We start from the raw sequence: 13,119 nt of genomic DNA, 5'->3' as shown, positions 1-13,119 counted from the left end.
CAAGTGAGTAGAAGAGGCACGCCATGCGTTTGGATGACATCCGCCGATCGAGCAATATTGAAGATCGTCGTGGCGGTGGTGGTGGCGGACTAGGCGGTGGTAGCGGTGGTGGCCCTCGCATGCCATTGCGCGGCAGGGGCGGCATAGCAATGATCGTGGTCGTCTTGCTGCTGGTCTTCTTTGGTGGCGGCGACACCATGGGCACCTTGATGTCGATCTTGGGAGCAGGATCTGGCGCGCCCAGCCAATCGGGTGGTTTTCAGCCCGAAGCTGCAGCACCGAAAGGCTTGGATCAAAATGCCAATACAAGCCGTAGCGAAGCAGAGACCGCTGATCGCGTCGCAGCAGTCTTGGGATCGACCGAAGACTTCTGGACGGCCCATTTTTCCAAGAATGGGGCAACTTACACCCCAGCGACCTTGGTGTTGTTTGATGACCAAACAGATTCGCCCTGCGGCACGGCCAGCGCCTCAACGGGGCCATTTTACTGCCCTAGCAACAAGAAAATCTATCTCGACATGAGCTTCTTTGAAGAAATGGACCGCGGGCTTGGGGCAAAAGGCGATTTCGCCCAAGCCTATGTGATCGCCCATGAAGTCGCTCACCACGTGCAAGACGTCACGGGTATTCTACCTAAAGCCAATCGCGCAATGCGTCAGCAGGGGCAAAACAAAGGGGCCGACTCCATTGCGGTTCGCATCGAATTACAGGCCGATTGCTATGCCGGCCTATGGGCTGCCCAGTCCAACATCGCCCAAGCCCTAGAGCCTGGCGACATGGAAGAGGCGCTCGGCGCAGCGAGCGCGGTTGGCGATGATCGCCTACAAAAGCGCGCGCAAGGGTTTGCGGTGCCTGACAGTTTCACACATGGAACCAGCGCCCAACGCATGGCTTGGTTCAAGAAGGGCTTTGAAAGCGGAGATTTGCGGGGCTGCGACACGTTCTCTGCGCGCGACTTGTGAGGACTAGGCATCTTCCTCGCCGGGCCAAATTTTAATCCGGCGGACGAGGTGACGCACCTTTACTTTGCCTTCGGGCACAGTTTGGTTCCGCACGCTCATCCCAGCCTTATGAACGCTGTCTGGATCTCCAGTCACCAAAGGATGCCAGTCAAACAAAGGCCGGCCTTCTTGAACCAGTCGATAGGCGCAAGTCATGGGTAGCCACGTTAGCTCGCTCAATGTTTCGGGTGTCAGCTTCACGCAATCGGGGACGTGGGTTTTGCGAGCGTCGTAATTGCTGCAGCGGCAGGAGCCTGAATCAAACATTTTGCAATGCACGTCGGTGGTGTGAATATCGCCTGTATCCTCATCTTCCAGACGGATCAGGCAGCACTTGCCACAGCCATCGCAGAGGCTCTCCCATTGGGCTTCGGTCATATCGGCAAGTTTGGTGTCGGTCCAAAAAGGCATCGGGTCTAACGCACAAACTTTGCCGCAATTTCGACATGCGACGTGAACCGGAATTGATCGAAGGTCTCAATCTCAGCGAGGCGATAACCCCCGTCGATCAAAATGCGGGCGTCTCGAGCGAAGCTGGCCGGATCGCACGAAATCGCGACCACCAGATCAATCTTGGACCTGGCAATCTGGACACTTTGCGCTTCAGCGCCTGCGCGCGGTGGATCAAAGACAATGGCATCCAAGCCTTTCATCTCAAGAGGAGCCAAGGGTGCCCGAAACAGGTCACGCGCTTCGGCAATCAACGTCTTGCCACCGGCCAAACCGTCTGAGGCTTTTTTCATCGCAGCGACAGCCTGAACGTCAGACTCAATGGCGCGCACGAGGGCTTTGTCTTTCAAGCGCAAGGCAAAGGTACCGATGCCAGCAAACAGGTCAGCGACATGCTTGCGGCCTTCTGTCCACTTCAGCACCCGGGCGGCCAAGGCCTCCTCGCCCGCGCGCGTCGCCTGTAAAAACGCTCCGGCTGGCAATTCGACAATCGCTTGCCCCATTTTTACACGCGGGGTGACGCGGGTCAGAGCGGTCTGGCCGTGCAACGTCAGACGACCAATGGCGGCAGCCTCCGCCAAGGCGGCCAAGCGTTCCAAGCCTTTACGCTCGAACTTATCAATTCGGCCTGCATTGCGCACATCGACATCAAGGCCTACCGGCGTTTCGGTGACGAGGAGATCAATCGTTTCCTGTTTTGGTGCCAAAGCTTCAGCCAAAATTGCCAAGCGCGGAATGGCTGCATTGAGGCCTGGAGTCAAAACAGGACAGGCACTGATCGGCTCAATCTGGTGGGTCTTGGCTTGGGTGAAGCCGAACAAAAAACGTGGCCCGGCGTGCTTGCCATGAAAGGTCGCCCGCCGGCGCCCTTGGCCCCAAGCCGGCTGGGTTGGTGGCAGAGCAACCTCTATCCCGACGCGCTGCAGCGCCCGCTCTACCAAGCCTGCCTTCCAGACCAAATAAGGGCCTTCCGCCCAATGCTGCAGCGAACAGCCACCGCAGATGCTAAAGTGGCCACAAACAGGCTCCACCCGTTCGTCAGAAGGCTGCAAGACCTTCACCAATGTCGCGCGATCGCCGCGCTGGTTCGCTTCGACCTGTTCGCCGGGCAAAGTGAAAGGCACGTGGACCGCACGATCCTGATCGCGCGAAACGCCATCGCCACGTGCACCAATATGCTCAATGTTGAGCGTGAGTGTTTCCTGAATGCTTTTGTTCATATCTGCTCATGCGCCGTTCAGGGAGGAAGTTGCAAGTTAGCTTTCACAGAAGGCCTGCACCTGTCCCCCATCTATCCCTTGGGTCTTCTCTGTAAAGGAGCACCGTGATGCGTACATTGATTTTCTCAAGCTTGGCTGCAACGCTGGCCCTTTCAGCCCCTGCCATTGCTTCCGCACAAACCTATGACAACAACTATCGTAACTATGGCTCTGTCTCGCAAGAGTGTCAGCAAAGCCTGAACAATAATCGCTTGGCGGGTGGTGCCATTGGTGCAGTTGCCGGTGCGGTCCTCGGAAAGCAGATTGCCGGACGTAACGCCCGTAAAGAGGGCACGGTTCTTGGTGCTGTGGTTGGCGCCGTTGCTGGGTCGCAAATCGCCAAAGGCCGCGTAGCCTGCGATGACCAAGTCTACCGTGGGTACGAGCCCAATCAGCGCCAAGATCGCCAAGAAGGCTATCGCAATCAAGGTTATCAAGACTATGGCTATTCCAAAGATGATCGCTACGTCGATTATCGTCCGAGCCGTCGGGGCCATCACCGGGATGATGATCGGGCTTATCAAGCCACTTATACGCCCCCAGTTGTAAGCCGTCAGGAGTGCGGTTGGGGCGAAGCTGCCCTGCGTCGTCCAGACGGCCTCTATGAGCGCCAACAAGTCTGGATGTGCCGAGACAACCGTGGCCAATGGCAAGTCGCCAACTAACGAATTGCCCTGTTAGTCAGGCCGCTTCCCTGTTAAAAGGGAGGCGGCTTTGTCTTTGGTTGTCGCCTGCCCGGCCTACAGCAGACTAGCCTGTATTTTGTTTTCCCTGTTTTGGTGAAGACAAGGGCCAATCGGCTTAGAGTTTGGCATAGTATTATGAAGTGACGAAAGAATTTCGTCGAGATTTGATTCGAACGTCCCAGAAAAGGACTTGAATATGCGCAGTGTTTTACTTGGTGTCGCGCTCTCGGGCTGGTTAGCAGGCCCAGCTCTTGCTCAATGCGTTTATGTCGCCTGTCCTGGCTCGTCCAGCAACAGCATGATGAGCGCTAGCAGCAGTTCAAGCTCGTCCAGCGCCTCGTCGACCATGTCACAGCATGAAGTCACCCAAACCGTGACCATCTCGCCAGAGACAACTGAGACCTTTGTGCGCGAAGAGATCGTGCGCGAACCAGAAGCGCATGACGGACATCACGCTCAACATCAGCAACATATGCAGCATGCCTATCGCCACGGTTATCGCGATGGGTATCGCGACGGCTACGCCGATCGCGGCAAGCCAAAGGCGCGCGCGACAAAGGCCCGCACTCGCGCAACGGTCGCCCCTTCCAACCATCGTCGCCCCGTACCGAAAGCCAAGCGCGCATCCAGCACGGTAACCAGCTCATCGGCTTGGGTATACGACAACCGTCCCTATGTGGACCCAATCAAGGACCGCGCAACCAGCTATGAGGCTGCCTCCAACGGTTCAGCCATTTCTTTAGCCAGCGAAAGCAGTGCGTCGAGCAACTCTTCCTGGTCGACTTCTTCCTCGATGAGCAGTTGGTCAAACCAAGGCGACATGACGTCTTGGCCTGCCCCCGCTATGCCGATGCAACAAGGTGGCCAAATCTGTGGTTGGAGCGTTCAAACGATCACGACGCCAGATGGCCAGGCTTTACCCCCGCAACAAACTTGGGTGTGCCAATGCCCGCAAGGCTGGCGTCCGCCCGGCTATTGATCCGCACGCTGTGATTTTGACTTTCTGGGAGACAATGATGCGCCAACCTATCCGCACGATTCTGATCGCAAGCCTTTGTGCCACCACCTGGTTCGGGGCAACCCAAGCTTTGGCGCATGGGGACAAAAATCGTTCAACCATGCCGCGCGCCATGGGTCAGCCTGAAGCCTTTTCCGGGACGTGTGCGGAAGCCAAGTCTGGCTCGCGCGCAGCGGGCGGCCTGATCGGCGCGGTTGGCGGTGGCATTGCTGGGAAAGCGCTGGCGGCGGCGGCTGTGCAGCCTGAAGGGATTGTCCTTGGCGCGGTAGTAGGTGCCTTTGTTGGCTCGCAAATTGGCGGCTCAAACGTCGATTGCCAAGCAGAAGCCATTTCAGAGCAACGGTTTGAGCCCCAAGGCGAACAAGAATTGCGCCCACATACGGGCTATGTACCAATGCCAGAGGCCTTACCAGAACCTGCTGCCCGGCGCGTGGTTGGTGGGGACTGGTATCAGCCTTCGCCGCATTCTTATTATGGTCGCGAACGGCGGGGGCCTCTCTATGCAGCCCCAGCTGATGTGCCGCGGCCTGCACAAGTGCCACGCGATTCCTATGTCGGCAGCCAACCAGTTCCGATGACAGGCGGCATGCACCCCGGCAGCTTCCCGCCGCCCTGCATGGTGTGTGCGCGCTAAAGGGCTGCAGAATCTTGCGCGACACGGCGCGCATGGAGCAGATATTCCCGATTGCCATCGCCACCGGCAATCGGGCTTTCGATCAGACCTAAGACTTTGAAGCCGCAAAGTCCGTCAAGCTCGTGGCGAACTTCTTCAGAGATGACAGCTGCCACAGCTGGATCAACTAAGCCGCGTTTGCCAACCCGGGCTGGGCCCGCTTGAAATTGCGGTTTTACCAGCGCCACCAGATCCGCGCTTGGCGCGACCAGCGGCAGGACGGAAGGCAGGATCTTTTCTAGCCCAATGAAGCTTACATCAATCACCACAAGGTCGGGCACAGGCTCACCCAAATCATCCGGGCTCAAACTGCGGGCATCTGTGCCCTCGAGAGAGGTGATGGCGGGATTGTCGCGCAAGCTTGCATCCAGCTGATCTCGCCCCACGTCGACCGCAACAACATGGGCCGCGCCTCGGCTGAGCAGCACTTGGGTAAAGCCCCCGGTGGAGGCCCCAATATCGAGGGCATAGCGATCCGTTGCCATGATCCCAAAAGCGTCCAAAGCTGCGATCAGTTTGAGGCCGGCACGCGACACCCAATGATAGGCCAGTTGCGCCGTCAGCGGGCAGTCGGGCTCTAAAAGTTCAGAAGGTTTGGCGATAATGCGGTCGCCTGAACGAACCAGACCACTCTCAATGGCTTCGCGCGCTTTGGCGCGGGTGGCGATCAGGCCGCGTGCCACCAATAACAAATCTGCTCTCATACGTTCCATGGCCAAGGGCCTATCCTGCGCGGCTTGGTTTGACCACCCCAGGTGCGCATGCCCTAAAACCGAAAACGGCGGGCCCAAGGACCCGCCGTCGTTCGTCAAGCAGGGATTAAACCCTAGTCGAGCTTGTGTGGCAATTCGTTTGCGGCAGGCTCATGACCTGTCACAAATTCACCCTTGGCGAGCTTGGAGTTCCACATCCCATAGAGGAAGTAGACGGCTGTCGCGCCCAACAAGAAGAGGAAGAAGAAGTGCAGCACGCGCTGTTCCACCGTGAAGATCAAAGCCCCGCACGACAAAATGCCGAAGATTGGCAAGATCGGATAGAGCGGTACTTTGAACCCGCGTGGTAGGTCTGGACGCGCCTGACGCAGCCAAATCACCGAGATACAAACGATGGCAAAAGCTGCCAACGTGCCGACCGAAGTGACATCACCCAAGACGTTGATGTCGAACAGGCCCGCAGCCAAAGCTACAATAACGCCGACGACAATCGTGTTGATCCAAGGGGTTTGGAACTTGGGGTGCACGCGCGAGAAGATCTTTGGCAACAGACCGTCACGGGCCATTGCGTAGAAGATCCGGGTTTGGCCGTACATCAGGACCAAGATCACAGAGGTCAGACCGATGATCGCACCGGCCTTAATCGTCATTGCGAACCAAGCCCATTGTGGACCCATAGAGTCCACGGCCACGGCCACTGGATCTGGCACGTTTAGTTCTTTGTAATTGACCAGCATGGTCAAAACGGCTGCCACCAACATGTAGAGGACGGTACAGACGAGCAAGGAACCAATGATGCCGATCGGCATGTCCTTCTTTGGGTTTTTAGCTTCTTGGCCAGCGGTAGAGACCGCTTCAAAGCCGATATAAGCGAAGAAGACGATGGAAGCAGCGCGGAACACACCTTCCCAGCCGAACTTACCTTCACCCTCATTTTCGGGAATGAACGGCACCCAATTCTTTGACAATTCAGGTAGATGGGTCAGGACCTTGTAGCCGCCAATCACAATGAACGCCACAATCACTGTGACTTTAATCGCTACGATGATGTTGTTGACTTGGCTCGATTCAGAAATCCCGATCGTTAGCAAGCAGGCCAGAACCAAGGTCACCAAGAAGGCAGGTACGTTGAACAAGGTTGTCAGCGTCGTGCCGTCTTTCAAAGTGGTCACATGGTTCAAGGGCCCCGTGAATTCTGGCGGGATCAGCAAGCCAAAGTCACCTAAAAGGCTGACGACATAGCCGGACCACCCCACAGCTACCACCGAGGCGGCAAGCCCATATTCAAGCAGCAAAAGCGCGCCCATGATCCAAGCGGCAAATTCGCCCAAAGTGGTGTAGGAATAGGTATAGGCTGAGCCTGAGACAGGCAAAGTTGAGGAAAGTTCTGCGTAGCAGAGACCGGCACAGGCGCAGACTAGGCCTGCAACCACGAAGGACAGCATCACAGCAGGGCCAGCGTGCAAAGCAGCCGCATTACCGGTCCGAACAAAGATACCGGCCCCGATGATGCAACCAATGCCCAGAAGCACCAGATTGACGGGCCCTAAGGTCCGCTTCAACTCACTCTTTTCGTTCTCGCTCATGATTTGAGCGACAGACTTACGCGCGAAAATTCGACTAAGTCCGGTCGCCGCTTTGGTTTCAGCCATTCAACCCCCCTTAAACAGGTTCATGTGGGTGCGACACTTTTGGGTCGCTTTCTCCCTCGTGACTTTACGCTAGTGCCCTCTGCCCAGATTGGCAACAAAACAACGTGCTAATCACCGCTTCTGCTGCACTCTTGATCGGTTTTAAGCACGATGTGAGGCAGATGTAGGGAGAGAATGTACGTCGCGTGCAGTGACGAGGTGCACGAAAGGCGATTTAGCGCTACATGAGCTGCATGAGCAATTCTTCTATTTATGAGGGTCTAGGTACCCTCGGCCAAGACGTTCGCGGTTACGCCTCGCCCGAAGTGGCCGTGCTAGAGCGCGTCGCCAATCCTCATCCCGGCACGGCCTATCTGGCACGCTTTGTCGCGCCAGAGTTCACGAGCCTATGCCCAGTAACCGGGCAACCGGACTTTGCGCATCTGGTTATCGACTATGTGCCAAGCGACTGGTTGGTTGAGAGCAAAAGCTTGAAGTTATTTCTAACCAGCTTCCGCAACCATGGTGCCTTCCATGAGGATTGCACCGTGGCCATTGGCAAGCGCTTGGTCGAACTATTGGCCCCAACATGGTTGCGCATCGGTGGCTATTGGTACCCGCGCGGCGGCATTCCAATCGATGTATTCTATGCCACAGGGCCTGCCCCAGAAGGTGTGTGGATTCCAGATCAAGGTGTGCCGCCTTATCGTGGGCGTGGCTAAGTGACCAAAGTGCTCGACCCGCGCGAAGCCAATCACCCCCATTTCCGCTTGGAACTACAAGAAACGGCGCAGACCCGCGCGTGGGAGACCTTGGCACTTGCTGCGGCGATGATTGAGCCCGGAATGAATGATCTAGACGGCAAAGCGATTGTCGATCAGGCCATTATGGACAGTGGGGCTGAAAGGCTATGGCATGCCAGCCAAGTGCGCTTTGGCCCCAATACGCTTTTACCCTTTGGGGAAGCGCCAGCAACGCCGCACATCCTAGAGCCCAATGATATCTTCTTCCTTGATATTGGACCCTGTTATGATGGCCATGAGGGCGATGTGGGTTCAGGGTTCACTCTGGGCCAAGTCCCTGCCTACCAAAACTTGATTGATGATTCCAAAGCCGTGTTTGCGGCCGTGAAAGCCCATTGGGCAGAAACAGGCGCTAACGGCCCAGACCTTTACAACTTTGCCCTCGCCGAGGCTGCGCGACGCGGACGAACCCTAGCGCTTGAGGGGGCGTCAGGCCACCGGATTGGGGCTTTCCCACACCGCGTGCATCACAGCGGCAAACTCAAGGCCTTTGGCAAAACCCCCTCGCCTGCCTGTTGGATATTAGAAATCCATGTCGTCGATCACGCCTTGAAGGCCGGAGCCTTCTACGAAGACATGCTGTAGGGCCAAGCCGTGCTGGCAATTTCCACCGGAAATGTCGCCAGATTTCAGCCCAAGAGCGCATTTATCAAGACTTTGTTAACCATGCCAAGCCATCCCATACCAGTGCGAAACTAGAATTGGTTTTTGAACGCCCTGAGTCGGAGAAGCTGACGATGAATGCCCCAGAAGTCCTTGATGTTGCCCGCGACGCGATCTGGTTGACGATCGCCATGTCGGCACCGGTCATGCTGGTTGGCCTGGCTGTCGGGTTGGTGATTGGTCTTTTGCAGGCACTGACGCAAATTCAAGAACAGACCTTGGTGTTTGTGCCGAAAATCCTTGCGATTTTTGCGGCTCTCCTGCTGTTTTTGCCCCTAATGGGTGGGATGCTGGGGGAATTCATGACCCAGATGATGGCTAAAGTTGCTTCTGGCGGCGCGGGCTAACGGGCCCCGCAGATGGAACTCCTCCCACAAACGGTTTGGGTGATTGGCCTCGTTTTCGCACGGGTTGGCGCCTTGATGATGCTGGCACCAGGTATCGGCGACCAATTCGTGCCGACACGGGCGCGCCTGATGGTCGCTCTGTTTATTGCTTTCACTTTGGCACCCGTCGTCTCTAACAAGATCGGACCTCTTCCTTCTGATACGGCTGCGATGTTTCTGGCTATTGCTAAGGAAATTTTGATTGGTTTGTCGTTGGGCTTAACGACCCGCATTCTGTTTTCAGCGCTTGCCACAGCCGGCGCGATTGCGGGGATGCAAACAGGTCTGGGTATGGCTATGGCTTTTGACCCGTCACAACAGCAACAAGGTGCCGTCTTCGGGACCTTTTTAGCACTATTGGGTACCGCTCTGGTGTTTCAAAGCGATGTGCATCATTTGTTTATCTCGGGCGCGGCGAAGAGTTTCGACAATTTCTTGCCCGGTGGCCCCTTGCGCTTGGGCGATATGGCCCAATTCAGCTTGCGCGCTTTTAGCCAAGCCTTTTCCCTCGCCATCCAAATCACCGCGCCCTTGTTGCTGTTCGGGATTGTGATCAACGTGGCTTTGGGCATTATCAACCGCGTGGCACCCGCCATCCAAGTCTTCTTCATCGCCCAACCCGTGCAAGTTCTGTTGGGGATTATGCTGTTTGCGATCACCGCAGGCGCAGGCATGTTGGTCTGGCTAGAAGCCATTGCTACTGCCGGCCGGTCTTTGAATTGAGGCCGCCCGATGGAAGAAGATGAATCACAAAAGACCGAAGCCCCCAGTCAGTACAAACTGGATGAGGCGCGTAAGAAGGGCGATGTTCCCAAATCGCAAGACATCGCGACTCTTTTTGTCTTAACCGCAGGCATTGCGGTACTTCTGACCCTGGGCCTACACAGCGCCAAGGACCTCGCCCGTTATATGACCGTGTTTATCGAACGGCCTGAGCAATTTGCCGTCGATGGAGGCGCGCTCCAGCGCCTCAGTTTTGATGTTGGCTCTAAAATGGTGATCCTGTTGAGCGCCACGATCGGCGCGATTTGTATCGCGGGCCTTGCAGGCCATGTTGTTCAATCGGGCCTTTTGTTCACCGCCGAAAAAATGATCCCTAAGATCGATAAGATTTCCCCGATCGCAGGCTTTAAGCGACTCTTTGGGGCCGAGGCCCTCTTGACCTTCGCTAAGACAGTTTTGAAACTCATCGTCATTTGCTGGGTCGCTTACGCAATCTTGGCCCCTCATGCCCGGGAAATGCCAATCTTGGTGGCGATGGAGCCAGCAGCATTGATGCCCGTGTTGGTCAAAATCCTGCTTGAACTCTGCTTTGCCTTGATTGGCATCATCGCTGTCGCTTCGGTAGCGGACTATGCGATCCAACGCTTTTCGTGGATCAAGCGCAACCGCATGAGCAAGCAAGAACAAAAGGACGAGTATAAAAAGCTGGAAGGTGATCCGTTAATCAAAATGAAAGTGCGTCAGATTCGGATGCAACGCGGACGCAATCGTATGATGGCGAAAGTACCTGAGGCGACTGTCATTATCACCAACCCAACCCACTATGCCGTGGCCTTGCTCTATGTTGCCGGCGAAACGGCTGCGCCCATCTGTGTCGCCAAGGGTGTGGACAATTTGGCATTGAAAATTCGAGAAATTGCAACGGCTTCTGACGTGCCCATCATTGAAGACCCCCCACTGGCGCGTGCGCTTTACGCCAGTGTGGACCTTGAAGAGACAATTCCGGCCGAACATTATCAAGCTGTAGCGAAAATCATTGGAGTGATTTTGGGTGTAGCCGCGCGGCGCAAATCAGGTGATTCTCTCCAGAGTCGAGTCCAAAACGCCGCCTAGGTGAATCTTTGGACCGGTTTGGGGCAAAGAAGCATGGCTGGACTTTTGAAGATGTTTTCCCGGTCGGAGTCGCACGACTGGCTCGCAAGTACGGATGGCCCTGCCGCCCTCTTCACTCGGTCAGGGCGTTTTGTCGCCGCTAATTCTGCATTTGCCGCCCTATATCGCCCTGTCTCAATTGACCCTCTTCTTATGAGCCTTTTGGATCAGGCCTACGCCTTTCGTGCCTCGAAGGCGGTTCGCCGTGGCCTGACCTTAGACGAAACCCAAGGTGATATGCGGGTACGCGTCAGTGCGATTGGCGATCAAGCTTTGGTACGCTTGACCAGGGTTGAAACCACAGCACTGGATCAAGCGACAGCTAACGATGGCGCTACACTTACTTCACAAGCTGTATCGGCCGTTCAGACGACCTCCTCTCTCTTAACCGGCCTCGCCCGATTGATAGCGGAAGCCCCAGTCGGGTTTGCCCGGTTGGACCGTCGGGACGCGCGCCAAGCCGTCATTCAAGAAGCCAATCCTGCTTTCATCCGTATTGCCGGCGCTGGCAAAGGGGCTAAGCTCGCAGACTTGGTTGCCCCCGCCCATGCAGATGACTTGGACCGATTAGAAGTCGGCGGGCAACGCGCCATAGAGCTGGATATTGCGAACACGGGCGGCCAAACTTGCGAAGGCTGGCTGTTAGAAGACGAAAATGACGGAGCAGCGCTGCTGCTGGTCGACGTATCAACCCGTCGCGAGATGGAACATCGCCTCGCTCAGACCAGCAAAATGCAAGCTGTCGGACAGATTGCGGGCGGGGTTGCGCACGAACTCAATAATTTCCTCTTGGTGATCACCCTGAATTGTGACGCTTTGCTGGCACGCCATCCAGTCGGCGACCCGAGTTATGGCGAGTTGCAGAGCATCCAAAATACGAGCGCGCGGGCAGCGGAGCTTGTTAAGATGCTGCTGGCCTATGCTCGCAAACAGACTTTCCGCCGTGACGTCCTCGATGTCGGGGCCGTCCTGACAGAGTTTGCCGTCCTGATGCGGCAAGTCTTGGACGAACGGATCGTCTTTGAAATCACTCACGGCCGCGACCTCCCCAATGTGCGGGCCGATAAGCAACAATTAGAAACCGTGTTTATGAACCTCGTCACCAATGCACGCGACGCGGTCTTGATGTCTGGCAGGGGCAAGGGATCGGTGACCGTTCGTACCAAGCGCGCGACGACTCAGGATGTGCGCACAGCGCTCAAAGGCCTCAGCATTGCCGATATTGAGAATTGCGATTGGGCGATGATCTCGGTGACCGATACCGGCACGGGCATGAGCCAAGATATTGCGACGAAAATCTTCGAGCCCTTCTTCACCACAAAAGAGCAAGGCAAGGGCACGGGCATTGGTCTCGCCACGGTTTATGGCATCATCAAGCAATCCGATGGCTTCATCGCGCTCGACTCGGTTGAGAACGAAGGCACGACGTTCCACGTCTTCTTGCCGGCCACCACGGCTGATGAAGTCAGCGACGCGATGCCAGCTGCTCAAGCCCAAGTCGTCGAAGCCCGCCCGATGGATCTGGCAGGGCGCGGACGGATTTTGCTCGTTGAGGATGAAGAAGGTGTTCGCAATATCGCCACACGCCTACTGACCCAGCGCGGCTATCAGGTGACCTCGGCGGGGGATGGCGAAGAAGCCCTCGAAATTCTTGAGAATGACCCCAATAGCTTCGATCTCGTCTTGTCGGACGTCGTCATGCCGGGCTTGGATGGTCCGGGCCTCCTGAAAGCAGCCAAGCCCTATTTGGGCCACGCGCGTATCGTCTTCATGTCTGGCTATGCCGAACAGGACTTTGCACAGACTTTGGAAGATGAACGCTCCATATCCTTCTTGCCAAAACCATTTACGCTGGCACAATTGGCAGAACGAGTTAAAACAGAGCTCGCAGCGGCCTGATACGTCAAAATTGGACGCATGTATTTTAAAAAAGTAGATTATTCCCCTATGTTCCACTTGCG

The 13,119-nt window shown here is 56.2% G+C and carries 14 protein-coding genes; 10 read left to right on the top strand and 4 right to left on the bottom strand.

Going from position 1 to position 13,119, the window contains the following annotated elements; translation table 11 throughout:
• Window positions 1-23 precede the first annotated feature (23 nt).
• On the top strand, window positions 24-962 hold the full coding sequence (locus tag ACOVRA_RS16250) for a neutral zinc metallopeptidase (protein ID WP_421721205.1): 939 nt from the start codon (window positions 24-26) through the stop codon (window positions 960-962).
• A gap of 3 nt (window positions 963-965) precedes the next feature.
• Here the strand turns inward: ACOVRA_RS16250 and ACOVRA_RS16245 are convergent, their stop codons facing one another.
• Together ACOVRA_RS16245 and ACOVRA_RS16240 are read right to left on the bottom strand one after the other, a co-directional pair.
• On the bottom strand, window positions 966-1,412 hold the full coding sequence (locus tag ACOVRA_RS16245) for a YcgN family cysteine cluster protein (protein WP_421721204.1): 447 nt from the start codon (window positions 1,410-1,412) through the stop codon (window positions 966-968).
• Between the two features lie 5 nt (window positions 1,413-1,417).
• Window positions 1,418-2,671: a class I SAM-dependent RNA methyltransferase gene (locus ACOVRA_RS16240; RefSeq protein ID WP_421721203.1), complete on the bottom strand. Its 1,254-nt coding sequence runs from the start codon at window positions 2,669-2,671 to the stop codon at window positions 1,418-1,420.
• A gap of 107 nt (window positions 2,672-2,778) precedes the next feature.
• On the opposite strand from ACOVRA_RS16240, the gene ACOVRA_RS16235 reads away from it, so the two are divergent.
• The 3 genes from ACOVRA_RS16235 (at window position 2,779) to ACOVRA_RS16225 (ending at window position 5,048) form a co-directional block, all read left to right on the top strand.
• Window positions 2,779-3,375 carry a glycine zipper 2TM domain-containing protein gene (locus ACOVRA_RS16235; protein WP_421721202.1) on the top strand — a complete coding sequence of 199 codons (597 nt, stop codon included), beginning with the start codon at window positions 2,779-2,781 and terminating at the stop codon, window positions 3,373-3,375.
• 217 nt (window positions 3,376-3,592) lie between these two features.
• On the top strand, window positions 3,593-4,375 hold the full coding sequence (locus tag ACOVRA_RS16230; protein WP_421721201.1) for a hypothetical protein: 783 nt from the start codon (window positions 3,593-3,595) through the stop codon (window positions 4,373-4,375).
• A gap of 37 nt (window positions 4,376-4,412) precedes the next feature.
• Entirely contained in the window at window positions 4,413-5,048 is a 636-nt protein-coding gene (locus tag ACOVRA_RS16225) for a hypothetical protein (RefSeq protein ID WP_421721200.1), read from the top strand.
• On the opposite strand, the gene ACOVRA_RS16220 is transcribed toward ACOVRA_RS16225, so the two are convergent.
• On the bottom strand, window positions 5,045-5,800 hold the full coding sequence (locus ACOVRA_RS16220) for a TlyA family RNA methyltransferase (RefSeq protein ID WP_421721199.1): 756 nt from the start codon (window positions 5,798-5,800) through the stop codon (window positions 5,045-5,047). The genes ACOVRA_RS16225 and ACOVRA_RS16220 overlap by 4 nt on opposite strands.
• Window positions 5,801-5,913: 113 nt before the next feature.
• Window positions 5,914-7,452 carry an amino acid permease gene (locus ACOVRA_RS16215; protein WP_421721198.1) on the bottom strand — a complete coding sequence of 513 codons (1,539 nt, stop codon included), beginning with the start codon at window positions 7,450-7,452 and terminating at the stop codon, window positions 5,914-5,916.
• A gap of 233 nt (window positions 7,453-7,685) precedes the next feature.
• Between ACOVRA_RS16215 and queF the strand changes: the two genes are divergently transcribed.
• The 6 genes from queF (at window position 7,686) to ACOVRA_RS16185 (ending at window position 13,057) form a co-directional block, all read left to right on the top strand.
• Window positions 7,686-8,153, top strand: coding sequence for a preQ(1) synthase (queF, locus tag ACOVRA_RS16210; protein WP_298225913.1), 468 nt, complete (start codon window positions 7,686-7,688; stop codon window positions 8,151-8,153).
• The gene (locus ACOVRA_RS16205; RefSeq protein ID WP_421721197.1) at window positions 8,154-8,819 is read left to right on the top strand and encodes a M24 family metallopeptidase; all 666 of its coding nucleotides are present in this window, start codon (window positions 8,154-8,156) and stop codon (window positions 8,817-8,819) included.
• 152 nt (window positions 8,820-8,971) lie between these two features.
• A complete protein-coding gene (gene fliQ, locus ACOVRA_RS16200; protein ID WP_290807838.1) occupies window positions 8,972-9,244 on the top strand; it encodes a flagellar biosynthesis protein FliQ in 273 nt (90 codons plus the stop codon).
• 12 nt (window positions 9,245-9,256) lie between these two features.
• Window positions 9,257-10,006 carry a flagellar biosynthetic protein FliR gene (gene fliR, locus ACOVRA_RS16195; protein WP_421721196.1) on the top strand — a complete coding sequence of 250 codons (750 nt, stop codon included), beginning with the start codon at window positions 9,257-9,259 and terminating at the stop codon, window positions 10,004-10,006.
• Window positions 10,007-10,015: 9 nt separating this feature from the next.
• Window positions 10,016-11,119 carry a flagellar biosynthesis protein FlhB gene (gene flhB, locus ACOVRA_RS16190; RefSeq protein WP_421721195.1) on the top strand — a complete coding sequence of 368 codons (1,104 nt, stop codon included), beginning with the start codon at window positions 10,016-10,018 and terminating at the stop codon, window positions 11,117-11,119.
• A gap of 192 nt (window positions 11,120-11,311) precedes the next feature.
• Window positions 11,312-13,057 carry a response regulator gene (locus ACOVRA_RS16185; RefSeq protein ID WP_421721194.1) on the top strand — a complete coding sequence of 582 codons (1,746 nt, stop codon included), beginning with the start codon at window positions 11,312-11,314 and terminating at the stop codon, window positions 13,055-13,057.
• Window positions 13,058-13,119: the final 62 nt, after the last annotated feature.

This window comes from Aquidulcibacter sp. (assembly GCF_049239865.1).
GTDB lineage: Bacteria > Pseudomonadota > Alphaproteobacteria > Caulobacterales > Aquidulcibacteraceae > Aquidulcibacter.
Note: the sequence above shows the minus strand (reverse complement) of the source record. Positions and strands in the feature narration are given on the sequence as shown.